Below are 26,453 nucleotides of genomic sequence, written 5' to 3'. Positions count from 1 at the left end.
TTCAGAAATTGTGCCAAAGGTTATTTATGACATTTTTACTTCAAAAAAAAAGCCAGCACTGACAGGCTGGCATTTTTTATGTTGATGCTAAAAATTATTTAGCTGTATCGTTTGCTTGAGTTGCAGCAGTTTCTTCAGTTGGTTGTGTGTTTGCAGCTGGTGCAGTTGGAACAACAGGTGCAACGTTTAGTTCGCTTTCGTTTACGATTTTAGAACCATTAACACCTCCATTATCAAAACTTAAAGTAGATAAGAAAATTAAAACGATTAATGCTATTCCTAAATACCAAGTACTTTTATCTAAAAAGTCTGTAGTTTTTTGAACACCACCTATTTGTTGTGTACCACCAAAAGAAGAAGATAATCCTCCACCTTTTGGGTTTTGTACCATAATTGCTAAAATTAATAGAAAACATACTATTGTGATTGCTATTAAAAAACCTGTAAATCCCATAATTAATTATTTTGTTGTAAATCCTTTATATCTTTTATTCGGTTTGCAAAGAAAATACTTTTTTCTGGATATTTCAAAATTAATATTTCATAAGCTTGAATTGCTTTCTTATATTTTTTTTGTTCCAAGTAAATTCTAGCTAAAGTTTCTGTCATTAAATGAGTTGGTTCTTCTGAAACTTTTTCAATAATGTCAGTATTTATAGTGGTTTCCTTTATAGGTCCAATTTTTGGATTGGATTCAATGAACTTGTCTATAAGCTGTATTTTTTTCTTTTTTTCTTCTGGAAAAACTTCCTTATTTTCTTCATTTTCTCTTTCTATAGGTGCAAATTTTGCTAATTGTAACCATTCTGAAAAAGAATGTTTCTCTTGAATGTCAAAATGTAAAGGCTTATTAATATCTAATTTTTCTTCAATTTCAGACAAAGGCTCAATGCTTTTTTCATTAGAAGCTTTAAATTGTTCAATTTCAATATTGTTTTTTAATGGCTTTGGGTTTAAAATTTCAAAACTTTCTACAAATATTTCATTGATTTCATTTTGTTGTTTTTCAATTAGCTCTGTATTAACAGTTTTAAAATTATCTGAAGTGATAAAATCAAACAATATAGTTCTATCTGTAGTATGTGCAGCTGTTTTTTTTAATTCAAAATTATAACGATAACTATCTAAATTATATAAGCCTTTTAGATACAAAGCACGTATGCCTTGAAAATAAGGATATTGTTGCAAAATTGATTCTAATGCCATAGTTTGATTTTCATCAACTGCATCTGGATTATTAAGTAGATATGTTATTTTGTTTAAATTCAATTTAAATTTTTTTACCATTTAGCCAAAGCTTCATTGAAAATATCTTGAGTAATTCTATCAAATATTACATCTAAAGATTTTGTAAGTTGAGCACCTGTTAATTGAGCATTTCCATCAAAATCGTCATAAAAAGAAAAACGTTTCTCAAAATCATCTTCTTCGTTGTTTCTGTTTGTAAATCTAACATTTACAGAGATAGTTAATCTGTTCTGAGCAGCTCTTTGGTCAGCTGTTGCAGTCATAGGAGTAATTCTGTATTCGGTAATTTCTCCTTCAAACAATAATTCTCCACCAGCATTGGTTAAGTTTAAATTAGTTTGATTTACAATGTAATCTTGTAATTTACGTGTAAATGTTCTTTCAATTCCCGGTTCAATTAAATCCGCATTGTTTTGAAAGTAATTAACTTGAAAAGTTTTAGCATCAATTGGTTTTGCACCTGTAAAGTTATAAACTCCACACCCTGTTAATAAAATTGAAATAAGAACTAATGCAATATATTGTGTTTTTTTCATTTTCAATTTGATTTAAAGGTCGTATTGTTTTATTTTCCTATATAATGTTCTTTCAGAAATCCCTAATTCATCAGCAGCAGCTTTTCTTTTTCCTTTATTACGTTCTAAAGACTTCTTGATTAATTCAATTTCTTTTGCTTCTAAACTCAAGGTTTCTTCTTCTTCAATAGCTTCTGCAAAAAGGTAGTTTTCTTCGTCATCTTCTACATCTTCAAACTCTTCTTGAATTTGATGGGTTTTTGTAGGAATCATTTCTAATCGAGGTTCTTCCTCAAAAGTAGCGTTATTTTCTTCAGGTTTTCCATAAATTTTCTGAATCAAACCTTTATTGGCTTCTTGAACGTTTGAACTTCCGTTTTTAATAATGTCTAAAGTTAACTTCTTTAAATCAGACAAATCACTTTTCATATCAAAAAGAACTTTATACAAAATCTCTCTTTCATTGCTAAAGTCATTTGTTGCCTTTTTATCTTTAATTAAAGCCGGCAAATTTGAGCCTTCGCTTGGTAAATAGGAGTGAAGCGTTTGTAAAGATACTTCTCGATTGGTTTCTAAAACAGAAATTTGTTCAGCTATATTTCTTAATTGACGAATGTTACCGTTCCACCTATATTTTATTAAATATTGTGCGGCATTTTCATCCAATTTTATGGGAGGCATATTGTATTTATGTGCAAAATCTGAAGCAAATTTGCGAAACAATAGATGAATATCATCTTTTCGTTCTCTTAAAGGAGGTAATAAAATTTCAACGGTACTTAACCTATAATATAAATCTTCTCTAAACTTTCCTTTTTCAATAGCTTCAAACATGTTGACATTTGTTGCTGCAACAATACGAACATTTGTTTTTTGAACTTTTGATGATCCTACTTTAATAAATTCTCCATTTTCCAAAACTCGAAGCAAACGAACTTGAGTTGTTAAAGGCAATTCTCCAACTTCATCTAAAAATATTGTACCACCATCAGCTACTTCAAAGTATCCATCACGAGCACCTGTTGCACCTGTGAAAGATCCTTTTTCATGACCAAATAATTCACTGTCAATAGTTCCTTCTGGAATTGCTCCACAGTTTACAGCAATATATTTTCCATGCTTTCTGTGAGAGAGCGAATGAATTATTTTGGGCATACTTTCTTTACCAACACCACTTTCTCCAGTAACTAATACAGAAATATCTGTTGGAGCAACTTGGATTGCTTTCTCAATAGCACGATTGAGTTTTGGATCATTTCCAATAATTTCAAACCGCTGTTTTATATTTTGTATGCTTTCCATTTTATTAATTCATTAATTCACTATAACCAACTGCTTCTCCTTTTAAAGTTGCACCAGTACAATCATTAATTTTTACAAGAACAAATTCACCTACTTTGTAATTTTCTTTTGGGAAAACAGTTACCACATTTTCAGAGTTTTTTCCACTCCATTCTTCTTTAGATTTTTTAGATTCTTTTTCAATTAGAACTTCAACTATTTGTCCAACAAATCTTTTGGTCCTAGTTTCGCTAATTTTTTGTTGTAAATCAACTATTTCTTGTAATCTTCTTTTTTTAGTTTCTTCTGGAACATCGTCTTCCATTTTTCGGGCTGCTAAAGTCCCTGGTCTTTCAGAGTAAGAGAACATATATCCAAAATCATATTGAACATATTCCATTAAACTTAAAGTTTCTTTATGATCTTCTTCAGTTTCTGTTGGGAAACCTGCAATCAAATCTTGAGAAATGGTACAATCAGGAATTATAGTTTTAATTTTATCCACCAAAGCCATATATTCTTCACGTGTATGTTGACGATTCATTTCTTTTAAAATCCTAGTGCTTCCACTTTGAACGGGTAAATGAATATAATTACATACATTATGATACTTTGCAATTACATGCAACACTTCCTCATGCATATCTTGTGGATTTGATGTTGAAAAACGAAAACGCATTTTTGGAAATTGAATAGCACACATTTCAAGTAATTGAGCAAATTCAACTGATGTTGCTTTTTGTATTTCAGAAGCTTTGTCAAAATCTTTCTTCAATCCACCACCATACCATAAATAACTGTCTACATTTTGACCTAATAGACAAACTTCTTTAAAACCTCTATTCCATAAATCTTGAATTTCTTGGATAATACTTTGTGGCTCTCTACTACGTTCTCTTCCTCTTGTGAAGGGAACAACACAAAATGTGCACATATTATCACAGCCTCTTGTTATGGAAACGAAAGCAGTTACTCCATTACTGTTTAATCGAACAGGAGAAATGTCTCCATAAGTTTCTTCTTTGGAAAGAATTACATTAATTGCATCACGACCATCTTCAACTTCACTTAATAAATTAGGTAAGTCTTTATAAGCATCAGGACCAACCACTAAGTCAACAATTTTTTCTTGTTCTAAAAACTGCTCTTTTAAGCGTTCTGCCATACAACCTAGAACTCCAACTTTCATTTTTGGGTTTACATCACGTTTAACAGCATTATATTTTTCTAATCTTTTACGAATGGTTTGCTCTGCTTTGTCTCTAATTGAACAAGTATTCACTAAAACTAAATCTGCTTCTTCAAGTACTTGTGTAGTGTTGTAGCCTTGATCGTTTAATATTGAAGCAACAATTTCACTATCAGAAAAATTCATAGCGCATCCGTAACTTTCGATAAAAAGTTTCTTTGTGTTGGTGTTTTTTTGTTCAAGGACTAAAGTTTCTCCTTGTTTGTTTTCGTCAATTACCTTTTCCATATTCAAAATTCCTATATTTCGGATGGCAAATATAATACTAAAATACAAAATATGACAAGTTGTCAGAGTTAGTTTAACTAATTTTTACAAGTTTTAAAGGTTCTCTTATTTTAAAAAATGTTGTAAAAAAACATAAAAAAAGCTTCAAAACATCAAAATTTAAAAAAAACCCATACTTTTGCGACAAATAAAAAATCAGAATGGCAAAGAATTTAGTAATCGTTGAGTCACCTGCAAAGGCAAAAACAATCGAGAGATTTCTAGGGAAAGATTTTCAAGTAGAGTCAAGTTATGGACATATTGCCGACTTGCCTTCGAAAGAAATAGGGGTAGATGTAGAAAATGGTTTTAAGCCAAAGTATGAAGTTTCTTCCGATAAAAAAGCACTTGTAAGTAAATTAAAAACGCTTTCTAAAAATGCCGATATGGTCTGGTTGGCTTCCGATGAAGACCGAGAAGGAGAAGCGATTTCTTGGCATTTAGCAGAAGAATTAAAATTAGACAAAAAGAAAACAAAACGTATAGTTTTTCACGAAATTACAAAATCAGCGATTCTAAAAGCAATTGAAAACCCAAGAGATATTAATTATGACTTGGTAAATGCACAACAAGCTCGTAGAGTTTTAGATAGATTAGTGGGTTATGAATTATCACCAGTACTTTGGAAAAAAGTAAAAGGTGGTTTATCTGCTGGACGTGTGCAATCGGTTTCTGTTCGACTAATTGTAGAACGTGAGAGAGAAATTCAAGATTTTAATGCCGTTGGAACTTATAGTATTACTGCAGAATTTACAACAGAAGCAGGAAAAAGCTTTAAAGCAAAATTACCAAAGAACTTTGCAACAAAAAAAGAAGCGGAATATTTCTTAAAAAAGAATGTTGGTTCAAATTTCAAAGTAGCGGATTTAGAAACTAAGCCTACCAAGAAGACTCCTGCGGCACCATTTACAACTTCAACTTTGCAGCAAGAAGCAGCTCGAAAATTATATTTACCAGTTGGAATTACTATGCAAATTGCTCAACGTTTATACGAAGCGGGTTTGATCACTTATATGAGAACCGATAGTGTTAATCTTTCTCAAGATGCAATGAAAGCTGCAGAAGAGGAAATTATTCGTTCTTATGGTAAAGAATTCAGTAAGCCAAGAAATTTTAATACTAAAAGTAAAGGTGCTCAAGAAGCCCACGAAGCGATTCGTCCAACGGATATGACTCAACATACTGTAAATATAGATAAAGATCAAGCTAGATTGTATGATTTGATTTGGAAAAGAACTCTAGCTTCTCAAATGAGCGATGCTCAATTAGAACGTACAAACGTAAAGATTGAAGCCAATAATCATAACGAAACTTTTACAGCAAGCGGAGAAGTTATCAAATTTGAAGGTTTTTTAAAAGTGTACTTAGAAGGTCATGATGATGACGAGGAAGAACAAGATGGTTTACTTCCAGCAATGAAAGTTAATGAAAAGGTAACAAATACATTTATCCAAGCTACAGAACGCTTTTCTCGACCACCATCAAGATATACAGAAGCGTCTCTAGTGAAAAAGTTAGAAGAATTAGGAATTGGACGTCCTTCTACATATGCTCCAACAATCTCAACAATCATCAATAGAAATTATGTTGAAAAAGGAAGTTCAGAAGGTGTAGAAAGAAAATATACGCAATTTACTTTATTAGGTAGCGAAATTAAATCTAAAGTTCTCACAGAAAATACAGGTTCAGATAAAGGAAAATTGGTTCCAACAGATATAGGAACAATTGTAAATGACTTTTTGGTTAAAAATTTCTCGGCTATTTTAGATTATAATTTCACCGCAAAAGTTGAACAAGACTTTGACGAAATAGCTGAAGGAAATATTGATTGGACAAATATGATGAATGAATTTTATTCTAAATTTCATCCAAATGTTGTAGATGTTGAAGAAAATGCTGATAGAGAAAGTGGAGAGCGAATTTTAGGAACAGATCCTAAATCAGGAAAGCCTATTTCGGTTAGATTAGGGAAGTTTGGACCAATGGCTCAAATTGGAGACGCAGAGGATGAGGAAAAACAATTCGCAAGTTTAAGTCCAGATCAGAATATTGGAACTATCACCTTAGAAGAAGCTTTAAACTTGTTTTTATTGCCAAAAAACTTAGGTATATATAAAGGAGAAGAAGTTGAGGTTAATAATGGACGTTTTGGTCCTTATGTTCGATTTGGAAAAGTTTTTATATCATTGCCAAAAGGAGAAGACCCTTTAGATGTAACATTTGACAGAGCTAAAGAATTAATTGCCGAAAAAGAAGAAGCCGATGCTCCAGTTGGAACATATGATTCATTGCCAATTCAAAAAGGGGTTGGTCGTTTCGGTCCTTTTATCAAGTGGAACGGAATGTTTATCAATGTAAATAAGAAATACAATTTTGATAAATTAACTCAAGCAGATATGAATGAGTTGATTAAAGATAAAATTCAAAAAGAAATAGACAAAGTAATTCATGATTGGAAAGAAGAAGGAATTCGTGTCGAAAAAGCTAGATGGGGTAGAAGTGTTATCTTGAAAGGTAAGGTTAAAATTGAATTAAGCAAAGATATTGATGCTACTGCAATGACATTAGATGAAGTAAAAGATTTAATTGAAAAGAAAGCCCCTGCAAAGAAAACAGCTGCAAAGAAGAAATTGCCTACAAAAAAGAAAACTACTGCAAAAAAGAAATAGTATATGTTTGATTTTTTACAACCATTATCTGATGATTTACTTATAGATATTCATAGAGTGTCTAATCAAGCATTGGGAAAGAAAGTTATATTTCATACCAATCAAGAAACTCCAGTTTTAGAGGGAGAAACAATTGCAATTATTGGAGTTTTAGATAATAGAGGTTTGAATACACATAATACTTTAGAATATTTAGACGAAATCAGATTGCAGTTTTACAATATGTTTCCAGGAAATTGGAATACTTCTATTTATGATTTAGGAGATGTTATTGCAGGAAGTTCAATTGAAGATACATATTATGTGGTAAAAACGATTTGTGCTGAATTAATTAAAAAAAGAATTATACCTATAGTAATAGGAGGAAGTCAAGATTTAACATATGCCATGTATAGGGCTTATGATAATCTTGATCAAATGGTTAATCTCGTTGCTGTTGATTCTAAATTTGATTTCGAAAACGGACAAAATACAAACATTGCAGATTCTTACTTGTCAAAAATGATTGTTGAAGAGCCTAATAATTTGTTTAACTATAGTAATATTGGGTATCAAACTTATTATAATTCACAAGAAGAAATAGATTTAATAGAAAAATTATATTTCGAAGCTTATAGGTTAGGAGAAGTTTCATATAATACAACTATCGCAGAACCAGTGTTTAGAGATGCTGATATTGTTAGTATAGATATGAGATCGGTTAAATCAAGTGCTTCTGGAAATAAAAATCCTTTTGTTCCAAATGGTTTTAATGGAAAAGAAATATGTATATTAGCACGGTATTCTGGAATTAGTGATAAAATTTCTTCGTTTGGAATATTTAATCATAATAATACAAAAGAAGAAGCAGTGCTTATTTCTCAAGTAATTTGGTATTTCATCGAAGGATACCATTATAGATCTAGAGAATATCCTATTGGAACAAGAGAAAATTTTATTAAATATATTGTTCCAATTGAAAATGAAGAGTTGGTTTTTTATAAAAGCAATTATTCTGAAAGATGGTGGATTGAAATTCCACACACCAATTCAAGCAATAAATTAAAAAGAAATACGTTATTACCATGTTCGAATGAGGATTATATTCTTGCAACACAACAAGAAATTCCAAATAGATGGTGGAAAGCACAAAGAAAAAATTGTATTTAATACAATAAATAAATAATAAAAGCGTTAATTGACAATAAATGGTGTGTTTTAAAGAAATTTTGTGATTTTTTTAGTAAAGTATTGTTTTTGTCAAATAAAATAAATAGGTTTACGCCCTTAAAATAAAATAAATATTTAACCCAAATTTAATATGAAGAAGTTCATAGTATTTTCATTATTTGTTTCAATCCTCGCAAGTTGTGGTGGTGGAGATAAAGGAGAGCTTGTAGGAGTTAAAGGTAGAAAATGGCATCCTGAAAAGCCATACGGTATGACATTAGTTCCTGGTGGAGCTTTTATAATGGGAAAATCAGATGATGATCCTGCTAATATGCAAGATGCACCAACTAAAACAGTAACTGTACGTTCGTTTTATATGGATGAAACAGAAATTACCAATGCTGAATATCGCTCATTTGTAGAATGGGTTAAAGACTCAACAATTAGAACAAGGTTGGCAATTTTGGCTGATGAGATGGGTCAAAAGCCTGGTACTGGTGAAGGTATTGGTGAATTTGCATTTAATGATGCTGATCCAGCAAACATGTCTCCGTACGACAAATATATGTATGAGAACTATTACAGTATTGGTTCAGATGATGATCCATATGCGGGTAGAAAATTAAATAGAAAAGTAAAGTTAATTCAAGATCCTCAAAAATACCCAGATGAGTATTATGTAGAGGTAATGGATTCAATGTATTTGCCAGCTGCTGAATCATATAATGGTTTAAGAACAATTGATGTGGCAAAGTTGAAATTTAGATATACTGAAGTTGACCTGAATGAAGCAGTTAAGCAAAAAGGTAGAAAAGGCTTCTTAAAGAAAACTGAGCCTGTTGAAATATATCCAGATACTACAGTTTGGATTAAAGATTTTGCTTATTCTTATAACGAGCCTATGCATAATGATTATTTTTGGCACCAAGCTTATGGAGATTATCCTGTGGTTGGGGTTTCTTGGAAACAAGCTAAAGCATTTTGTGCATGGAGAACTTTAAAGAAAAACGCTTACATTAAAACTAAAAAAGGTAGAGATTTAATTAACCAATTTAGATTGCCAATTGAAGCTGAGTGGGAATATGCCGCTCGTGGAGGTATTGAATCTGCAACTTTCCCTTGGGGAGGTCCTTATGCTCATAGTGATAGAGGATGTTTCTTGGCAAACTTCAAGCCAAACAGAGGTGATTATGCAGCTGACGGTGCTTTATATACTGTTGAAGCTAAGTCTTATGAGGCAAACAACTTTAACCTATACAATATGGCAGGAAATGTTTCTGAATGGACTGAAACTTCTTATGATCCAGGAGCATATGAGTTTGTTTCAACAATGAATCCAAACGTTCCAGATAGAAAAAACCAACGTAAAGTTATACGAGGAGGTTCTTGGAAAGATGTTGCTTATAATTTACAAAATGCAACTCGTGATTTCGAATATGCAGATTCTGCTAGAAGTTATATCGGTTTCAGAACAGTACAAGATTATATGGGTACTCAAACTACTGGTCAATAATCAAGAATATTAATCAAACTATATTATATTAAACTTAACTAAATTAAAAAACTTAACTAAATTAAATTATTATGGCTTTATTATCACCAAAAATCATGAATTTCGCCTACGGTATGGGTGCTGCAATTGTAATTATAGGAGCATTGTTTAAAATTGCTCACTTCGAAATAGGTCCTCTTACTGGAACAGTAATGTTAACAATAGGTCTAGTAACAGAAGCGGCAATTTTTGCATTATCAGCTTTTGAAGCTCCACCTCAAGAACTTGATTGGTCATTAGTATATCCTGAATTAGCAGGAGGCCAGGTTTCTTCTAAAAAAGCTAAACAAGAAAACCCTGCAGAAGCTCAAGGTTTATTGTCTCAAAAACTAGATACAATGTTAAAAGAAGCTAAAATCGATGGTGATTTGATGTCTAGTTTATCTAACAGTATTAAAAACTTTGAAGGTGCAGCTAAAAATATAGCTCCTACAGTTGACTCAATTGCTTCTCAAAAGAAATATAGCGAAGAAATGTCAATGGCAGCTTCTCAATTAGAATCTTTAAATAGTTTATATAAATTACAATTAGAAAGCGCAAACAGAAATGCAGAAGCTAATAAAGAAATTGCAGATAACGCTGCTAAATTAAAAGAGCAAATGCAAAGTATGACTTCTAACATCGCATCTTTAAACTCAGTTTACGGTGGTATGTTAACAGCTATGAGTAACAGAGGATAATTGGTTTTATCTATTAAATAAAATTTATTAATTAAAAAACTAATTAACACAAAACAAAATGGCAGGAGGAAAATTAACCCCTAGACAGAAGATGATTAACCTAATGTATCTGGTTTTCATCGCAATGTTAGCAATGAATATGTCAAAAGAAGTGCTTTCAGCATTTGGTTTGATGAATGAAAGATTTGAAGAATCTAATAAATCTGCAGTTTCAAATAATCAGCAAATGTTAGGTGCTCTTGATGCAAAAGCTGTTGAAGCAAAAGGTGAGTTTGAAAAAGCAGCAAAAACAGCTCACCAAGTTGAGGCTGCAACAAAAAAGTTTTACGATTTTGTTGGAACTTTAAAAGCTGAAGTTTTAAAAGGTGTGGAGCCTGAAGATGGTAAATTACCTTATGAGTCAATGGATAAAGCTGATAATTTAAATAACAGTTGGTTCACAGGTGAAGGTTACACTAAAAGAGGTAATGAAGTTATTTCAGCTATTGAAACTTATAAAACTGAAATGAAAGCAGCTTTATCTGATAAAAAATATGCTCCAATTTTAAACGAGATTAATTCAAAATTTGAATTATCAGACGTTGCTAATAAAGAAGGTATTAAAATTAAATTTTTAGATTACCATTTTAAAGGTTTTCCAGCAATTGCTTCTTTAGCGAAATTGTCAGCTTGGCAAAATGATGCTAAAAAAGCAGAATCTGATGTAATAAGTGTTGCATTAGGAAAAGCAGCAGTTGAAACAGCATCTTACAGTAAATATCAAGCAATTGTAGTTTTAGATAAAAATGCTTATTTCTCAGGTGAAAAAGTTACAGGAAAAGTGGTTTTAGGTCGTTATGACGAAAACACTAAACCAGAAAATGTAACTGGTGCTAAATTAGATCCAGCAACAGGACAAGCTATAATTGATTTAACTGCTGGTGCTGTAGGAGAACAAAAAATTGGTGGAGAGTTTACATTTATTGAAGATGGGAAAACTATTCCTTTAAAATTTAATGGTACTTATGTAGTAGTTCCACGTCCAAATTCAGCTACAATTTCTGCTGATAAGATGAATGTAGTTTATAGAGGTGTTGATAACCCTATAACAGTATCTTTCCCTGGTGTTGCTAATGATAAAGTTAGAGCTAGTGCTCCAGGAATGTCTGGTGGTTCTAATGGTAAATATAACTTAAAACCAGGTTCTGGAACAGAAGTTGTAATTACTGCATCTGCAACGTTACCTGATGGTACTACAGTATCTGATAAAAAACCTTTTAGAATTAAAAACTTACCAGCTCCAACTGGTAAAGTAAGAGGTGAAGTTGCAGCTAAAGGATCAGCATCAAATCTTGAATCAGTTTCTGTCTCTGCAGATTTAGAGGATTTTGATTTCCCAGTATCTGTTAACGTTACACAATTTACAATTAAAGTTCCAGGTCAACCAACAATTGTGGTTAATGGAAACAGAATGGATGGTAGAGCAAGAGCAGCTATTAAAACTGCAAAAAGAGGTGATGTAATTGTTATTAATAACATTAAAGCATCTTTCTCTGGAATTCAACAAGCAGTTAAACCTGCTTCAGCTTGTACTTTCGAAATACAATAATTTTACATTATTTGAGTTTTATTAAAAACTAATATTTTATATAATGAATTACAAAAATTTATTTTTAGCGATTTTATTCTTAGGTTCGATGTCAGTTTCTGCTCAATCTAACTTATTGAATGCTAAAACTCCAGATCAAATTGGTAAAAAATCAGAAGCACAGTTAAATTCTGATAATGATAAACCACTACCTTATGGATATGTAGATGATAGAGATGTGTTGTTTGGAAAAACAGTATGGGAAATAATTGATCTTGACGAAAGAGTAAATTTTCCAATGTATTATCCTATCGATGAATCTTTAGGGACAAACAGAAAAGCATTATATTCTGTATTAGTTGATAATATTCGTTCAGGTAATATTACAGAAGTTTATAATTCTAGTTATTTTACAGCAAAAAAAGAGCTTAAAGAAATTGAAGCTTCTTTTGTGAAGATTGATACTACTATTGGTGGTTATGATCAAATGAACGAAGATTACGAAGCATATAAATCTGGTGCAAAAAAAATTGACGAACAATATATTAACGTTACTGAATTAAAAGCTATTGACGTAGATGCTTACAAAATTGTAGGTCGTTGGTACTTTGATAAAAGACAAGGTGAATTAAAGTATAGAATGCTTGGTATTTGTCCTGTTATTCCTGATGTATATACAATGGATCAAGAAGAGAAAGATTATGTTGATTTGTTTTGGGTATTTTTCCCATCAGTTAGAGATGTTTTACATGAAAACTATGCTTTCAATGATAAAAACTCATCAGCTCCAATTTCATTTGATCACTTGTTAAATGCTCGTAGATTTAATGCTACAATTTATCAAGAAGAAAACGTACAAGGTGATAGAAAAATCAGTGAGTACATGAAGGAAAATGCTCAAATGCAATTGTTGGAATCAGATAGAATTAAAGAGAAAATTAGAAACTTCGAACAAGATATGTGGAGTTACTAAAAGATCTTAAATTTAAATAATACAAAACTCTTATCATTAATTTGATAAGAGTTTTTTACTTTTACACCATGATTGATTTTATTATAGTTGGAAATGGATTAGCGGGAATTTGCTTTGCTGAAATTGCAATTCAAAATAATAAATCTATTTTGGTATTTGATGATAATTCACAGCCTTCTTCAAAAATCGCAGGTGGATTGTATAATCCTGTAGTTTTAAAAAGATTCAGTGAAGTTTGGAAAGCAAAAGAACAACTTGAAATTGCTTTTCCATTATATAAAGCTATCGAAGAAAAATTGAACTTTAATTTTGATTTTAAAATTCCAATCTATAGAAGATTAGCTTCTGTGGAAGAACAAAACAATTGGTTTCAAGCAGCAGATAAACCCAATTTAGCACCATTTCTTTCATCGCAATTGATTACAGAAAATATTTCTCATATAAACTCTTCTTTTGGTTTTGGTGAGGTTTTGGAAACTGGTTATTTAGATGTTGCATCTTTAATTGATAATTATTCTAACTATTTACTTAAAAATAAGCTCTATTGCTCTGATAGATTTGAATACAATGCAATTGTATTTAATGAGGATTTTATTCAATACAAAAATATACAAGCAAAAAACATCATATTCGCAGAAGGCTTTGGCTTGCATTCTAATCCATTTTTTAATGATTTACCACTTGATGGAACAAAAGGCGAATTGTTAATCATTAAAGCGGCTAATTTGGATTTGAAACTCGTAATCAAATCTAATATTTTTTTACTTCCTTTAGGAAATGATTTATATAAAGTTGGTGCGACTTATGATTGGAAAGATAAAACAAACAATCCAACTGAGGAAGGTAAAAAAGAATTAATTGAAAATTTACAAGAATTAATCAGTTGTGATTTTGAAGTTATAAAACATTTTGCAGGAGTTCGTCCTACAGTTAGAGATAGAAGACCTTTAGTGGGCTCACATCATGAACATAAAAATTTGTACGTTTTAAATGGTTTGGGCACAAGAGGTGTCATGCTAGGTCCATATTTAGCAACGCAATTATTCAAAAATATAACAGAAAATTTACCTTTAGAAAACGAAATAAATATTGAAAGAGTTTACAAAAAAAGAAATCTTAAATAATTTCTTTATTTTCTTTCCAGTCTTTTTTATAGGAGATAAACATATTAATCCAAATATTTCGAGCCAATCTCATTATTACAGGCATTAAGACTACCAAAGTAATTACAATAGCAATAAAAGCTGTCATTAATGTACTTCCAAAAAACACAAAAGAAATAATAAAAGCTGCAACTGAAAAAGCAACTCCTAAGCTATAACTGACATACATTGCTCCATAAAAAAATGATGGCTCAATGCTATATTTTAAATTACAATGGCTACACTTTTCATGCATTTTATAAATATTGCCTAAATTATAAGGGTTTTTATCCAAATACATGCTTTCTTCTTGGCATTTTGGACAACTTCCTGTTAAAATACTATTTAGTTTGAATCCTTTTTTTAACATTTGCAAAAAATTTTATACAAAGATACAATAAGAACAATTTATCTTTGCAACAATTGTAACATATTATAATGCTTAACATACATAATTTATCGGTTTCATTTGGTGGAACATTTTTATTTGAAGAAGTCACTTTTAGATTAGGTGCAGGAGATAGAGTAGGACTTGTCGGAAAAAATGGTGCAGGAAAATCAACGATGCTAAAAATTTTAGCTGGAGATTTCAAACCAGATTCTGGTGTAATCGCAACCGAAAAAGAAGTTAAAATGGGCTTTCTTCGTCAAGATATTGACTTTGAAGAAGGAAGAACAGTTTTGGAAGAAGCTTATCAAGCTTTTGAAGAAATAAAAAAAGTGGAATTTCGAATCGATGAAATAAACCATCAATTAGCTACAAGAACTGATTATGAAAGTCAATCTTATTCTGAATTAATAGAAGAATTAAGTGATTTAACCCATCATTATGAAATATTAGGTGGTTATAATTATGTTGGAAACACAGAGAAAATCCTTTTAGGACTTGGTTTCAAACGTGAAGATTTTGATAATTTAACTTCTACTTTTTCTGGTGGTTGGAGAATGCGTATTGAATTAGCGAAACTGTTACTTCAAACGAACGATATTTTACTTTTAGACGAACCAACGAATCACTTGGATATCGAAAGTATTATTTGGCTAGAAGGTTTTCTAAGAAATTTTGCTGGAGTTGTGGTAATTGTTTCACATGATAAAATGTTTTTGGATAATGTCACCAATAGAACTATCGAAATTTCCTTAGGAAAAGCATACGATTTCAATAAACCTTATTCACAATATCTTGATTTGCGTCATGAAATTCGTGAAAAACAATTAGCTACCCAAAAAAATCAAGCTAAAAAGATTGAAGAAACTGAGAAGTTAATTGAAAAGTTTAGAGCAAAAGCTTCTAAAGCATCAATGGCTCAATCTTTAATTAAAAAACTTGATAAAGTTGAGCGAATTGAAGTTGATGAAGATGATAATTCAGTTATGAATATATCGTTTCCGGTTTCTCAAGTTCCAGGAAGAGTTGTTGTTGAAGCTGAAAATGTAACAAAAGCTTATGGAGATAAAACCATTTTAAAGGACATTTCTTTACTAGTAGAACGTGGAAGTAAAATTGCTTTCGTTGGTCAAAATGGTCAAGGAAAATCGACTTTTATTAAAGCAATTGTAAACGAATTTGAATATGAAGGAAATATCAAATTAGGTCACAATGTACAACTAGGTTATTTTGCGCAAAATCAAGCTGAATATTTAGATGGTGAAATTACATTGCTTCGAACCATGGAAGATGCTGCAACAGATACGAATCGTTCAAAGGTTAGAGATATGTTGGGTTCTTTTTTGTTTGGTGGTGATGATGTGGAAAAGAAAGTAAAAGTGCTTTCTGGTGGTGAAAGAAATCGTTTGGCTTTGTGTAAATTGTTGTTGCAACCTATCAATGTCTTGGTAATGGATGAGCCAACAAATCATTTGGACATTAAATCTAAAAACGTATTAAAAGCTGCTTTGCAAAAGTTTGAAGGAACTTTACTTTTAGTTTCTCACGATAGAGATTTTTTACAAGGTATGTCAAATATTGTTTATGAATTTAAAGATCAAAAAATTAAAGAATATTTGGGTGATATCAATTTCTTCTTAGAACAACGCAACATGGAAAACATGCGTGAAGTGGAGAAAAAAGATATAGCTAAAAAAGAAGAACCTAAGACCAATAATAAAGTTTCTTACGAAGATCAAAAGAAAGCAAAATCTCTTCAAAATCGTTTAAGTAAAATTGAAAGTCAAATTAAAGATTTGGAAATCAATATTCAAAAAGATGATAAAGAATTGGCTTCAAACTATGATAAATTGATTGAAAATGCTGCTTTTTTTACGGCTTACGAAAAGAAAAAGAAAGAGCTAGATCAATTACTTGAAGATTGGGAAGTTGTACAAGAAGAAATTGACTCAATAAATTAATCAATCAATCCAATTTCTTTTGAATGTTGAATGGCTTCTTGACTCGATTTGAAATAACATGTAGCCACATCTAAAGTAGAAATGTTTTCTAAAACCTTTTGTGTTTTACTCTTTTTATTGCTTCCAACTTGTCTAATGTAAACAGCTTTTATGTGCAGAGGAAAAATTTTACAGATATCTTCATATAATTTAGGATCTTGTTGAGAATCATCACCTAATAAAACATATTTTAAATCTGGATAAAATTCTAAAATATGTTTTATTTTGTCGAATTTATGATTGTGACTTCCGCGACCTGTAAAGAATAATTGAGTTAAACTAGTTTTAATTTTTTTTAGTAACAAAACAGCTTTTGGGAGTTTGTGAATGTCTGCAAATTGTGTAATTAATCCATATAAATTCCATTCGCTACTCGATACATAAAAAAAAGCATTTTCTTCTTCTTTATTTATTCGTCCAGCTGAACGTAAAACTCTATAATGATCAACAACATCTTCAAAAACCTTTCTGCTATAAACATTTTTAAAAAGTAAAACATAAATCTTTTTCAAAGGATTTCTAGTGTGTGATATTAAAAAAGTGTCATCAATATCTGAAATAAAACCAAATTTTCCTTGAGTTGGCCTAATATAACTTGAATTTACTCTGATAATTTCGTTTTCATGTTTTATAAAAACGCTGTATTTAATCCATCCAAAATCAGCATTTTTTTTTAAAGGAACACAAAATTTAAAATACCCATCTTCTAAGGTTTTGGAATGAATCACTTCATTATTTATTTCCAAATAAACATCTGCATTAGCTTTTGTCTTTATCTGAAAAAGTTTGATTATGGATTGAGCATTTTTGAAATTTTTCTTCTGAAAGTCATAATCTGCTTGCGTAGTTGGTTTGAAAACATGACCCATAATAATTAATTCTTGGTCATTTGAGTAGCCACGATATAATTTTAGCACAGGTTTCATTTATTTTTATACATTTGAGTTTCGTTTCACAAATTACAAATTATTTAGGAATACGTACAATGACAACAAAAAAGAAATACATTTTAGTGATAAATCCAATTTCGGGAGATTTGGATAAATCTGAAATTTCTGAAAAAACTATTGCTTTCGCGAAGGAATTAGATATTGAAATTGTTGTTTATCTTACAACTGGTGCAAATGATGAGAACGAAATTCAGAAACTATATGAAGAAATTAAACCAGAAAGAGTTATAATTGCTGGTGGCGATGGTACTGTAAAAATGGTTGGTGAAGCACTAGAAGAAAAAGATGTGATTTTTGGAATTATTCCGGCAGGATCTGCAAACGGTTTGGCTATTGATTTAAATTTGCCTTCAATTTTAGAAGAAAATATTAGAGTTGCTCTTCAAAATGATTATATCGAAATTGATATGGTTGAAATCAATAAGAAAAAAAGTTTGCATTTAAGTGACATAGGATTGAATGCTTTACTTGTAAAAAATTATGAAAACGGTTCAATTAGAGGAAAATTAGGTTATGCTTTGAAAGTTGTGCCAACACTTAGTGAATCAGAAGAGCACTTTAAAACTGAAATAGAATTTGAAGAAAAAAAGATTTTTTGTGAGGCTCAAATGATTGTAATTGCTAACTCTCAAAAATATGGAACTGGAGTTACAATTAATCCTTATGGGCTAATTAATGATGGGAAATTTGAAATAATTGTCATAAAAAATGTGGATTTGTTTACTATTGGAAAAATTGTAACTGGTAATTTAACAGAAGAATCTGAAGAAGTTGATATTTATTCTACTGATAAAGCAACCATAACAACATCAAGAAAAATCAGTTTTCAAATAGACGGTGAATATTTTGGTGAAGAAGATCGATTAGAAGTGTCTATTCTACCAAGTCAGATGAAAATTGCTGTTTTGTGATTTTATTTAAACGGGTGACGTTGATTCCAAACAGTTTTAGGCTCTAAAAACACAAACAATTTGGCAATTATAAAGTCAATTATTTTGTTGGAATGCCTTATAAAACCAAACATATCTACTGGTTTTGAACCTACAGAACTTTTTATTTCTAAAGCAGTTCGTGCAAAGATAATTTCTTTAAATTCTTTTTTTATTGAATAAGCAATCATGTCATACAACATGTTTAAATATAACATTTTTTCACGTTGGATAGTTTCATCATAACCTAAAAAATAGGTGTCCATTGCCTTTCCATTTTTTACTAAAGTATTAAATCCAATCATTTTTTCTTCAAGGAAATATCCATAAAATAAAAAGTCATCTTTAAGTAATCTCTTGAATTCACAAAAATGATTTTCAGCTAAAAAGAAAGTGTTAAAAGGAGCATTTTGTGCCACATGATGATATAATTCATTAATTGTTTCTTCATGTTCTTTAATTTCTTCACATGACAATTTCTTTTTGGTTATATCTAAAATTTTCTTTCTAGCTCGTTTGAATTGATCGCGGTATTTTTTACTCAAAGCATCAATATAATCTTGTTCTGTTTTCCATTTTTCAGAAATCTCAAAAATCATATTTGGCTGAGTAGTAAATTTGTAATACTCTTTTAAAGTAGGAATAATTTCATTCGAAGTTTTAGTGTCAAAATCTTTAAAAACGGTTAAATGAACTTTCGTTTTTTGATTTTTAAATTCAATTTTTAAATCTTCAACAGCTAATTTTAAAACTTCAATCATTTCTGCATTGGAAATTGCATCAGAAATCACATACGCATTTTGACCAGTTAGCATATTATTACCAATAAATAAAACGTGCGAAGAATAGTTCTTAAACACAAAATTTCTAACGGAAGTTTTAAAGCAATTGTCTCTTTCCCCAAATGATTGAAGTAAGTTTAAATTCAAAAATTGTGTCAAAGCTATTCCAGCAAGAACTCCATTTTTAAAAACTCCAATAAAATGGCATTGCATATTTAACGGTGCTGATTTTTCCAAAACCATTAAGTAATTTTTAGAAAGAAATATGTTTTCTTGAGCCATTAAATCCCATTCATCAGGAAGACGTTCTATGGAGTTGTAAATTGTAAACGTTTTGATAATTTTTCTTTTTTTCAAATATAAAACAACCTTTTCATTTGAATTGTATTTTAAGGATAATTTAATAATTCTATGTAATAGGTTGATTTTTATTTACGGTTTTACCGTAATTGAAGTTGTTTTTTGTTTATTTTTTACGGTTTAACCGCATATTTTTGATGATTTCGTAATTTTTTATGAATTTCTTATTTCTATTAACGTATTCTCTTGTACTTTAGCTGTATCAATAACCCCAAATTTATTGTATCATGAAAATTAATAACTTACTTATAGCGTTTCTTTTAGTATCAAGTTCGCTTTTTGCTTCAATTTCTGATAAAGAAAAACAAGCTTTGATTGCTTTTAATCAATCAACAAATGGTCAAAATTGGACTACAAAATGGAATTTAAACCAACCTGTTGAAACTTGGTATGGTGTTACAATTAGAGATAATAAGGTGATTTCGATTTCTTTAGTTTCTAATAATTTAGAGGGAAAAATTGATAGTTCAATTAAGAATTTAGTGTATTTGGAAACTTTTAATGTCTTCAAAAATAAATTAAATGGGGAAGTGCCTTCTGAAATTTTTAATTTGACAAATCTTAAAAATCTTAATTTATCATTCAATTCATTTTCAGGAAAATTACCTAATACTATTGGAAACGCAAAATCATTAGTGAGTTTAGAAATTTTTATGAATCAACTTTCAGGACAATTACCAGAATCTATTGGGGAACTGAAAAATCTTGAGCTTTTGTCTTTGTTTAATAATAGCTTAACAGGTGAGCTACCTCAAGGCTTATATAAGTTGAATAATTTAAAGGAGCTATTGTTAAACAGTAATTCATTTAATGGTGAATTGAATTCAGATGTAGCAAATTTAACAAAGTTAGAAAATCTTAGTTTGTTTGATAACAAGTTGAATGGAACAATTCCTTCGTTAGAAAAAATGACTAAGCTAACGGCATTAAATTTATCATTAAATAATTTCAAAGATTATGCTGATTCATCACTTGTTAGTTTGGATAGATTCAAATTACAGATGTATAAAAGTAATAGTAAAGAAAAGGTTCTATTAGGAGAAAAAGAACAAATATTAATTGTTACAAATAAAAGTATAAAAGAAAATCCGGTTACTTTGTCAATTAAAGAGTAGTTATTTTCATTGATTTTAATAAAAAAGGGAAACACGCAAAATGTTTCCCTTTTTTTATTTCAATTATTTCCATCCGCAAATTATAGCTCCCATTATTGTCATAACAACAACCCAATAACCAGCAGTTACTAAAGTGTATTTCCATGATTTCTGTTCAAAAAGCGAATTTGTAGCAATTATTGGTAAAGCTAAAAATAAGCCCGCAATAAAACCATGAAGAGCACCATGTTTAAAGTCTCTAAATTTTTCTCCATGTGCTTGTAAAAAGGTAATTAATGCTTGGTCATTATCATTTCCACCAGCTAATTGTACAGCACCAATTTGGTGAATTGTAATGGTTGGCATCATAAAAGCAAACATTAGCGCAAAGATAAAAGTAAGACCAAAAATTTTAGCCATATTTCCTTGTTTGGCTTTTTCTTCTGTCATTCCTATTTCGTTCATCCAAATCTTTCCAAATACTTTTGGATTGTACCAAATGAATCCGACAATAAAACTTGATAAAGCAGCTACTAAAATAGCTAAGTAATTCATTTCCATAATTAATTAAAGTTTATTGGTTAGTACATCAAAAATAGAAAATTTAATGATGCCATAAACAATTGTTAATTTTAGGCATAAAAAAAGCCATCAAATGTGTGATGGCTTTTCATGTTATAATTTTATTATATCTATACTTCAGCAACCAATTTGCTTGAACTTCTGTATAAGAAATTAGTGTAAATATGTCTTCTTGCAAAACGACTTGGTGATTCTGCATTTACCATTTTTATATATGTGTTTCTTGGAACTCCAAAATATTCAAATTTAGAACCATCAAGAAATTGAATATACAAAACAGTGTTGTCCATGTAAAAATCCTCTATATTAAAGTTTTTTATTGTTGCTTCATAAGATTCTTTTACTTTTTCTTGCGTTTCTGGGGCAATACTAACTAAAAAGTGATACGCTTCAATTACATTTTTGCTTCTTTCTTCTGCAATTAACCTTTCATCTGCATCTGCAATCGTATCAGGATGGTCTTCCTTCATGTTGTTTCTGTAGATAGTTTTTAGTTCTTTAAGAGTAACGTTTTTGTCTACGTTTAATAATTTTCTGTACTCAGCAATTTTTTTAGTATTCATAGTAAAGCAATAAAAAAAGTCATGTTTAATTTGATGACTTCCAGGTTTTTATTCAAATTGGGTGCAAATGTAGTTTAATATTTTTATAATAAATAATAAATATGATTTTTTAATCTTTAAGAAAAAATTTCATAACTTATTAAAATAAAAAAACTCCAATTTTTCAATTGAAGTTTCTTAGTAGCGGGAACAGGACTCGAACCTGTGACCTTCGGGTTATGAGCCCGACGAGCTGCCTACTGCTCTATCCCGCGATTTGTGAGTGCAAAAATACAATGAATATTTGAATAAACAAACCTTTTTTAAATATTGTTTTTATTTTATCTATTGCGTTGATATGACTACCTTTGCAAAAACAATAAGAAACTATGGATCACAAAGCAGGTTTTGTAAACATCATCGGAAATCCTAATGTAGGAAAATCAACTCTAATGAATGCCTTAGTAGGAGAGCGTTTGTCAATTATAACTAGTAAAGCACAAACAACGCGTCATCGAATCTTAGGAATTGTAAATGGAGATGATTTTCAAATTATTTTTTCAGATACACCTGGAATTATAAAACCAGCTTATGAATTGCAAAGTTCGATGATGAATTTTGTTAAAAGTGCTTTTGAAGATGCAGATATTCTTATTTATATGGTGGAAATAGGAGAGAAGGACTTAAAAGATGAGGCTTTCTTTAATAAAATTATTTATTCGAAAATTCCTGTTTTATTATTGTTGAATAAAATTGATAAATCAAATCAAGAACAATTAGAAGAGCAAGTTGATTTTTGGAAAGAAAAAGTACCAAATGCTACAGTTATTCCAATTTCTGCTTTAGAGAATTTTAATGTAGAGACTGTTTTTAATACAATTAAAGAATTATTACCTGTTTCACCAGCTTATTATCCAAAAGATGCTTTAACAGATAAACCTGAACGTTTCTTTGTGAATGAAACCATTCGAGAAAAAATTCTTTTGAATTACGATAAGGAAATTCCTTATGCTGTTGAAATTGAAACCGAAGAATTTATAGAAGATGAAAAAATCATTAGAATTCGTTCTGTGATTATGGTGGAAAGAGATACACAAAAAGGAATTATCATTGGTCACAAAGGTGGTGCTTTGAAAAAAGTGGGAATGCAATCTCGTGCCGATTTAGAAAAATTCTTTGGAAAACAAATTCACATTGAATTATATGTGAAAGTCAATAAAGATTGGAGAAGTAGTGAGTATCAATTAAGACGTTTTGGATATAATCAGAAATAATATATAATTTTTTATTGGCTTTTCTAATATATTAAAACCTAACAACCCTATCCATTAATTTGTAAAGCTCATGCATTTGAGGTTGGCATTTTTTTCGGTTAATTCTAGCCTGAAAATACAAAGCAAACCAAAAAACTATCATTAATCCCATTATCACAAAATCTAAAGTTGTAGATTGTTTTAATCTCCAATGCGAATAAGCAATCATTGAAAAAATCAAAAAAACACCTGCAATTATAAAATGTAGAAACATAAAAAAAGTCCAAACGGTTTGATCTGGACCATATAATCCTTTTACGTTCGTTGTTTTGTCGTCATTTTCGGTTAATTCTATATGTAAATGAGGTGAATAATATTTTCGTTTAGCAAGCGTAATAAAAAAGAAAATATGATGATCTGAAATTTTTACAAGAAAATCTTCTTTAACTTCTTCTTTAATTTTAGTGGCATTTTCAAGAATTTCTTCCAATGACTTTGGAACATCTTTGCTAAATCTTGGTCTTAATGCAATTGTATTATCTATTTCCATTTCTTTTTTATTACAACCTCTTCAAAAGATTTTCTTTAACACTTTTTTTCCATTCTGTTTTTAAAATGCTTAAAATAATGCTGTCGCGTCTTTCACCATTTGGTCTAACACCATTGCTTCTTAAAATTCCTTCAATTTTACAACCAATGCTTTTCATAGCCGCTATGCTTTTTTCATTTGAATTATCAGCTCTAAATTCAACGCGTTCTATGTTTAGTTTTTCAAAAGCGAATTCTAATAATAAATATTTGCAATTTTTATTTAAACCAGTACCTTGATAATCTTTTCCATACCAAGTAAAACCAAGTTGTAAACATTTGTTAGTTAATTGAATATCATAAAACCGAGTACTTCCTGCATAAGAATTTGTTTTTTTATCAAAAACAATGAATGGATAATCTGTTTTTAAATTTCTTTTTTCAAGAGCAACTTGAATATAGTGTTTTAATTCACTTTCATTACTTGCTGGAAGTAGCGAATATTGCCAAAGTTCTGGTTCGTTTATAGAAAAGTGTAAAAGATTTTCAATATCTAAAATCTCTAAAGGTCTCAAAAGAACATTATCGTTTTCAAGAATGTAATCTTTTTGAAAATCAAACTGCATTTTTACTCAATTACTTTGTTATACAGTTTTTCCAATTCTTTCATTTGAGAAATTCCTTTACTTCTGTTTAAACGAGCAATAAAATAAAGTAAAAACCAAATAATAGTCATGGAAAACATAATCATTAAATCAAATTTGAAAGATTGATTTAAAGTCCATTTCGAATAAACAATCACCATAAAAATTAAGAAAACAATAGCTACTACAAAATGCAAAAACATAAATATAAACCATAAAACTGGATCTGGGCCATATGTTCCTTTAATAAAGGTGTTACCATCTTCCATTTTTTCCAAAGTAATTTTCAAATTAGGAGAATATTTTTCTCTTTTGAGCATTCCAATTGAAAATCGAATATATTGGTCAGAGATTTTAATTTTATAATCAGGTTCTACTTTGTTTTTAAGTTTTTCACAACTTTCCAAAATAGCTTCAACAGATTTTGAAACTACTTTTTCAAACCGAAACCTTAATTTTAATTCTTTGTCTTGTTCCATGAAATGGATTAGTTTTTGATAATACTAAATTACAACTTATTTTATAAACGTAAAAGTATTATTTTATAGTATAAGTAAAGGTTAGTTAAAAAAACGTACTTTTGCACTTTCAAATATAAGTTATGAAATCTTCACTAGTAACTGTTTGTCTCACAAAGACAAATTAATGAAAGAAGATACTATTTATAACTTATAAAAATAAATTTTACATAAATGAATAATATTGTTGCCATTGTTGGAAGACCAAATGTAGGTAAATCAACTTTTTTTAACAGATTGATACAACGTAGAGAAGCGATTGTAGATTCAGTGAGTGGTGTTACTAGAGATAGAAATTACGGAAAAAGTGAGTGGAATGGAAAAGAATTTTCTGTAATTGATACAGGTGGGTACATTAAAGGTTCTGACGATATTTTTGAAGCAGAAATTAGAAAACAAGTAGAATTAGCCATTGATGAAGCTGATGCTATTATTTTTGTGGTTGATGTGGAAGAAGGAATTACTCCAATGGACGATGAAGTGGCTAAACTTTTAAGAAAAGTAACAAAGCCAGTATTATTAGTTGTCAATAAAGTAGACAATGCAATGCGAACTAATGATGCATTAGAGTTTTATAATTTAGGATTAGGAGAATATTTTGCCATTTCTGGAATGACAGGAAGTGGAACAGGTGAGTTGTTAGATGAATTAGTCAATGTTTTACCTGAAATGCCAGAAGTTACTGAAGAAGTTGATCCATTACCACGTTTTTGTGTGGTTGGAAGACCAAATGCAGGAAAATCATCTTTTATCAATGCTTTAATTGGTGAAGATAGATTTGTGGTAACTGATATTGCAGGAACAACTCGTGATGCAATTGATACTAAATACAATCGTTTTGGTTTTGAATTTAATTTAGTGGATACAGCTGGAATTAGACGTAAAGCTAAAGTAAAAGAAGATTTAGAGTTTTACTCAGTGATGCGTTCGGTTAGAGCAATTGAAAACAGTGATGTTTGTATCTTAATGATTGATGCCACTCGTGGTTTTGAAGGTCAAGATCAAAGTATTTTTTGGTTAGCGGAAAAAAACAGAAAAGGAATTGTAATTCTTGTAAATAAATGGGATTTAGTTGAAAAAGATACCATGTCAACCAGAGATTATGAGAGAAAAATTAGAGAAGAATTACAGCCTTTTACAGATGTGCCAATTCTATTTGTTTCAGCCTTGAATAAACAACGTTTGATTAAAGCGTTAGAAGTTGCTGTAAATGTTTTTGAAAACAGAAAACATAGAATTCCAACTTCTAAATTTAATGATACAATGTTGCCAATTATTGAACATAATCCACCACCAGCATTAAAAGGAAAATATGTAAAAATTAAGTATTGTATGCAATTACCAACACCAACACCTCAATTTGTATTTTTCTGTAATTTGCCTCAATATGTAAAAGATCCATACAAAAGATTTATTGAAAATAAATTAAGAGAAGAGTTTAATTTTGAAGGAGTTCCTATCGAAATTTACTTCAGACAAAAATAAATGATAAGCATCCAATTGGGTGCTTTTTTTATAAAGTCTTGTTAAAATTTTCGTAAGAATTTTTCTATTTGCACAATAAATTTTTTATTTGCTAGTTAATACAAAA

At 30.0% G+C, this 26,453-nt stretch carries 25 protein-coding genes and 1 tRNA gene; 12 read left to right on the top strand and 14 right to left on the bottom strand.

The window, feature by feature from the left end; translation table 11 throughout:
- Window positions 1-94 precede the first annotated feature (94 nt).
- From secG to miaB, 5 genes are read right to left on the bottom strand one after another with little or no spacing between them, the layout of a single operon-like run.
- Entirely contained in the window at window positions 95-457 is a 363-nt protein-coding gene (gene secG / locus AABJ49_RS04335) for a preprotein translocase subunit SecG (RefSeq protein ID WP_338376453.1), read from the bottom strand.
- The gene (locus tag AABJ49_RS04330; RefSeq protein ID WP_338376332.1) at window positions 457-1,269 is read right to left on the bottom strand and encodes a tetratricopeptide repeat protein; all 813 of its coding nucleotides are present in this window, start codon (window positions 1,267-1,269) and stop codon (window positions 457-459) included. Before AABJ49_RS04330 ends, secG begins: the two co-directional genes overlap by 1 nt.
- An 11-nt stretch (window positions 1,270-1,280) precedes the next feature.
- Entirely contained in the window at window positions 1,281-1,784 is a 504-nt protein-coding gene (locus tag AABJ49_RS04325) for an LptE family protein (RefSeq protein WP_338376331.1), read from the bottom strand.
- A gap of 12 nt (window positions 1,785-1,796) precedes the next feature.
- Window positions 1,797-3,065, bottom strand: a complete 1,269-nt coding sequence (locus AABJ49_RS04320) for a sigma-54 dependent transcriptional regulator (protein ID WP_338376330.1) — start codon at window positions 3,063-3,065, stop codon at window positions 1,797-1,799.
- A gap of 4 nt (window positions 3,066-3,069) precedes the next feature.
- Window positions 3,070-4,521 (bottom strand): tRNA (N6-isopentenyl adenosine(37)-C2)-methylthiotransferase MiaB, encoded by a 1,452-nt coding sequence (gene miaB / locus AABJ49_RS04315; RefSeq protein WP_338376329.1) that lies wholly within the window; start codon window positions 4,519-4,521, stop codon window positions 3,070-3,072.
- Window positions 4,522-4,721: 200 nt separating this feature from the next.
- Here miaB and topA point away from each other — a divergent pair, with 200 nt between their 5' ends.
- The 7 genes from topA (at window position 4,722) to AABJ49_RS04280 (ending at window position 14,274) form a co-directional block, all read left to right on the top strand.
- A complete protein-coding gene (topA, locus tag AABJ49_RS04310) occupies window positions 4,722-7,229 on the top strand; it encodes a type I DNA topoisomerase (protein WP_338376327.1) in 2,508 nt (835 codons plus the stop codon).
- 3 nt (window positions 7,230-7,232) lie between these two features.
- Window positions 7,233-8,378: a formimidoylglutamase gene (locus AABJ49_RS04305; RefSeq protein WP_338376325.1), complete on the top strand. Its 1,146-nt coding sequence runs from the start codon at window positions 7,233-7,235 to the stop codon at window positions 8,376-8,378.
- A gap of 151 nt (window positions 8,379-8,529) precedes the next feature.
- The gene (gene gldK, locus AABJ49_RS04300) at window positions 8,530-9,891 is read left to right on the top strand and encodes a gliding motility lipoprotein GldK (protein WP_338376323.1); all 1,362 of its coding nucleotides are present in this window, start codon (window positions 8,530-8,532) and stop codon (window positions 9,889-9,891) included.
- Between the two features lie 71 nt (window positions 9,892-9,962).
- On the top strand, window positions 9,963-10,610 hold the full coding sequence (gldL, locus tag AABJ49_RS04295) for a gliding motility protein GldL (protein WP_338376321.1): 648 nt from the start codon (window positions 9,963-9,965) through the stop codon (window positions 10,608-10,610).
- A 58-nt stretch (window positions 10,611-10,668) separates the two neighbouring features.
- On the top strand, window positions 10,669-12,198 hold the full coding sequence (gene gldM, locus AABJ49_RS04290) for a gliding motility protein GldM (RefSeq protein ID WP_338376319.1): 1,530 nt from the start codon (window positions 10,669-10,671) through the stop codon (window positions 12,196-12,198).
- A gap of 43 nt (window positions 12,199-12,241) precedes the next feature.
- A complete protein-coding gene (gene gldN / locus AABJ49_RS04285; protein ID WP_338376317.1) occupies window positions 12,242-13,150 on the top strand; it encodes a gliding motility protein GldN in 909 nt (302 codons plus the stop codon).
- 68 nt (window positions 13,151-13,218) lie between these two features.
- Entirely contained in the window at window positions 13,219-14,274 is a 1,056-nt protein-coding gene (locus AABJ49_RS04280) for an FAD-dependent oxidoreductase (RefSeq protein ID WP_338376314.1), read from the top strand.
- On the opposite strand, the gene AABJ49_RS04275 is transcribed toward AABJ49_RS04280, so the two are convergent.
- Window positions 14,267-14,662 (bottom strand): DUF983 domain-containing protein, encoded by a 396-nt coding sequence (locus tag AABJ49_RS04275; RefSeq protein WP_338376312.1) that lies wholly within the window; start codon window positions 14,660-14,662, stop codon window positions 14,267-14,269. The genes AABJ49_RS04280 and AABJ49_RS04275 overlap by 8 nt on opposite strands.
- 68 nt (window positions 14,663-14,730) lie before the next feature.
- On the opposite strand from AABJ49_RS04275, the gene AABJ49_RS04270 reads away from it, so the two are divergent.
- Window positions 14,731-16,641, top strand: coding sequence for an ATP-binding cassette domain-containing protein (locus AABJ49_RS04270; RefSeq protein WP_338376310.1), 1,911 nt, complete (start codon window positions 14,731-14,733; stop codon window positions 16,639-16,641).
- On the opposite strand, the gene AABJ49_RS04265 is transcribed toward AABJ49_RS04270, so the two are convergent.
- Window positions 16,638-17,606: an App1 family protein gene (locus AABJ49_RS04265; protein WP_338376308.1), complete on the bottom strand. Its 969-nt coding sequence runs from the start codon at window positions 17,604-17,606 to the stop codon at window positions 16,638-16,640. The genes AABJ49_RS04270 and AABJ49_RS04265 overlap by 4 nt on opposite strands.
- A gap of 59 nt (window positions 17,607-17,665) precedes the next feature.
- Between AABJ49_RS04265 and AABJ49_RS04260 the strand changes: the two genes are divergently transcribed.
- The gene (locus AABJ49_RS04260; protein WP_338376307.1) at window positions 17,666-18,541 is read left to right on the top strand and encodes a diacylglycerol kinase family protein; all 876 of its coding nucleotides are present in this window, start codon (window positions 17,666-17,668) and stop codon (window positions 18,539-18,541) included.
- Between the two features lie 2 nt (window positions 18,542-18,543).
- Here AABJ49_RS04260 and AABJ49_RS04255 read toward each other — a convergent pair whose 3' ends face one another.
- The gene (locus AABJ49_RS04255) at window positions 18,544-19,623 is read right to left on the bottom strand and encodes an 8-amino-7-oxononanoate synthase (protein WP_338376451.1); all 1,080 of its coding nucleotides are present in this window, start codon (window positions 19,621-19,623) and stop codon (window positions 18,544-18,546) included.
- A gap of 305 nt (window positions 19,624-19,928) precedes the next feature.
- On the opposite strand from AABJ49_RS04255, the gene AABJ49_RS04250 reads away from it, so the two are divergent.
- On the top strand, window positions 19,929-20,816 hold the full coding sequence (locus tag AABJ49_RS04250) for a Two component regulator three Y domain protein (protein ID WP_338376305.1): 888 nt from the start codon (window positions 19,929-19,931) through the stop codon (window positions 20,814-20,816).
- A gap of 63 nt (window positions 20,817-20,879) precedes the next feature.
- Here the strand turns inward: AABJ49_RS04250 and AABJ49_RS04245 are convergent, their stop codons facing one another.
- From AABJ49_RS04245 to AABJ49_RS04235, 3 genes are all read right to left on the bottom strand, one after another.
- Window positions 20,880-21,356, bottom strand: a complete 477-nt coding sequence (locus AABJ49_RS04245) for a DUF1761 domain-containing protein (RefSeq protein ID WP_338376303.1) — start codon at window positions 21,354-21,356, stop codon at window positions 20,880-20,882.
- Between the two features lie 131 nt (window positions 21,357-21,487).
- Window positions 21,488-21,940 carry a KTSC domain-containing protein gene (locus AABJ49_RS04240; RefSeq protein WP_338376301.1) on the bottom strand — a complete coding sequence of 151 codons (453 nt, stop codon included), beginning with the start codon at window positions 21,938-21,940 and terminating at the stop codon, window positions 21,488-21,490.
- A gap of 181 nt (window positions 21,941-22,121) precedes the next feature.
- Window positions 22,122-22,194: transfer RNA gene (locus AABJ49_RS04235), tRNA-Met, on the bottom strand.
- A gap of 114 nt (window positions 22,195-22,308) precedes the next feature.
- Here AABJ49_RS04235 and era point away from each other — a divergent pair.
- Window positions 22,309-23,193 (top strand): GTPase Era, encoded by an 885-nt coding sequence (gene era, locus AABJ49_RS04230; protein ID WP_338376299.1) that lies wholly within the window; start codon window positions 22,309-22,311, stop codon window positions 23,191-23,193.
- Between the two features lie 31 nt (window positions 23,194-23,224).
- On the opposite strand, the gene AABJ49_RS04225 is transcribed toward era, so the two are convergent.
- The 3 genes from AABJ49_RS04225 to AABJ49_RS04215 are packed head-to-tail and all read right to left on the bottom strand — an operon-like array spanning window position 23,225 to window position 24,823.
- Window positions 23,225-23,722 (bottom strand): hypothetical protein, encoded by a 498-nt coding sequence (locus AABJ49_RS04225; RefSeq protein WP_338376297.1) that lies wholly within the window; start codon window positions 23,720-23,722, stop codon window positions 23,225-23,227.
- Window positions 23,723-23,732: 10 nt separating this feature from the next.
- Window positions 23,733-24,326 (bottom strand): GNAT family protein, encoded by a 594-nt coding sequence (locus AABJ49_RS04220; protein WP_338376296.1) that lies wholly within the window; start codon window positions 24,324-24,326, stop codon window positions 23,733-23,735.
- A 2-nt stretch (window positions 24,327-24,328) separates the two neighbouring features.
- The gene (locus AABJ49_RS04215) at window positions 24,329-24,823 is read right to left on the bottom strand and encodes a hypothetical protein (RefSeq protein WP_338376295.1); all 495 of its coding nucleotides are present in this window, start codon (window positions 24,821-24,823) and stop codon (window positions 24,329-24,331) included.
- A 213-nt stretch (window positions 24,824-25,036) separates the two neighbouring features.
- Between AABJ49_RS04215 and der the strand changes: the two genes are divergently transcribed.
- Window positions 25,037-26,347, top strand: a complete 1,311-nt coding sequence (gene der, locus AABJ49_RS04210) for a ribosome biogenesis GTPase Der (RefSeq protein WP_338376294.1) — start codon at window positions 25,037-25,039, stop codon at window positions 26,345-26,347.
- The last annotated feature ends 106 nt before the right edge of the window (window positions 26,348-26,453 follow it).

The organism is uncultured Flavobacterium sp., assembly GCF_963922255.1.
Taxonomy (GTDB): domain Bacteria; phylum Bacteroidota; class Bacteroidia; order Flavobacteriales; family Flavobacteriaceae; genus Flavobacterium.
The sequence above is the reverse complement of the archived record's forward strand: the minus strand, read 5'-3'. Positions and strand labels throughout refer to the sequence as shown.

Bases quoted from the DNA above. Each gene is read 5' to 3' on its own strand.
- AABJ49_RS04325 (WP_338376331.1), bottom strand. From the start codon at position 1,784: ATGAAAAAAACACAATATATTGCATTAGTTCTTATTTCAATTTTATTA.
- AABJ49_RS04320 (WP_338376330.1), bottom strand. From the start codon at position 3,065: ATGGAAAGCATACAAAATATAAAACAGCGGTTTGAAATTATTGGAAAT.
- miaB (WP_338376329.1), bottom strand. From the start codon at position 4,521: ATGGAAAAGGTAATTGACGAAAACAAACAAGGAGAAACTTTAGTCCTT.
- topA (WP_338376327.1), top strand. From the start codon at position 4,722: ATGGCAAAGAATTTAGTAATCGTTGAGTCACCTGCAAAGGCAAAAACA.
- AABJ49_RS04305 (WP_338376325.1), top strand. From the start codon at position 7,233: ATGTTTGATTTTTTACAACCATTATCTGATGATTTACTTATAGATATT.
- gldK (WP_338376323.1), top strand. From the start codon at position 8,530: ATGAAGAAGTTCATAGTATTTTCATTATTTGTTTCAATCCTCGCAAGT.
- gldL (WP_338376321.1), top strand. From the start codon at position 9,963: ATGGCTTTATTATCACCAAAAATCATGAATTTCGCCTACGGTATGGGT.
- gldM (WP_338376319.1), top strand. From the start codon at position 10,669: ATGGCAGGAGGAAAATTAACCCCTAGACAGAAGATGATTAACCTAATG.
- gldN (WP_338376317.1), top strand. From the start codon at position 12,242: ATGAATTACAAAAATTTATTTTTAGCGATTTTATTCTTAGGTTCGATG.
- AABJ49_RS04280 (WP_338376314.1), top strand. From the start codon at position 13,219: ATGATTGATTTTATTATAGTTGGAAATGGATTAGCGGGAATTTGCTTT.
- AABJ49_RS04275 (WP_338376312.1), bottom strand. From the start codon at position 14,662: ATGTTAAAAAAAGGATTCAAACTAAATAGTATTTTAACAGGAAGTTGT.
- AABJ49_RS04270 (WP_338376310.1), top strand. From the start codon at position 14,731: ATGCTTAACATACATAATTTATCGGTTTCATTTGGTGGAACATTTTTA.
- AABJ49_RS04265 (WP_338376308.1), bottom strand. From the start codon at position 17,606: ATGAAACCTGTGCTAAAATTATATCGTGGCTACTCAAATGACCAAGAA.
- AABJ49_RS04260 (WP_338376307.1), top strand. From the start codon at position 17,666: ATGACAACAAAAAAGAAATACATTTTAGTGATAAATCCAATTTCGGGA.
- AABJ49_RS04255 (WP_338376451.1), bottom strand. From the start codon at position 19,623: ATGGCTCAAGAAAACATATTTCTTTCTAAAAATTACTTAATGGTTTTG.
- AABJ49_RS04250 (WP_338376305.1), top strand. From the start codon at position 19,929: ATGAAAATTAATAACTTACTTATAGCGTTTCTTTTAGTATCAAGTTCG.
- AABJ49_RS04245 (WP_338376303.1), bottom strand. From the start codon at position 21,356: ATGGAAATGAATTACTTAGCTATTTTAGTAGCTGCTTTATCAAGTTTT.
- AABJ49_RS04240 (WP_338376301.1), bottom strand. From the start codon at position 21,940: ATGAATACTAAAAAAATTGCTGAGTACAGAAAATTATTAAACGTAGAC.
- era (WP_338376299.1), top strand. From the start codon at position 22,309: ATGGATCACAAAGCAGGTTTTGTAAACATCATCGGAAATCCTAATGTA.
- AABJ49_RS04225 (WP_338376297.1), bottom strand. From the start codon at position 23,722: ATGGAAATAGATAATACAATTGCATTAAGACCAAGATTTAGCAAAGAT.
- AABJ49_RS04220 (WP_338376296.1), bottom strand. From the start codon at position 24,326: ATGCAGTTTGATTTTCAAAAAGATTACATTCTTGAAAACGATAATGTT.
- AABJ49_RS04215 (WP_338376295.1), bottom strand. From the start codon at position 24,823: ATGGAACAAGACAAAGAATTAAAATTAAGGTTTCGGTTTGAAAAAGTA.
- der (WP_338376294.1), top strand. From the start codon at position 25,037: ATGAATAATATTGTTGCCATTGTTGGAAGACCAAATGTAGGTAAATCA.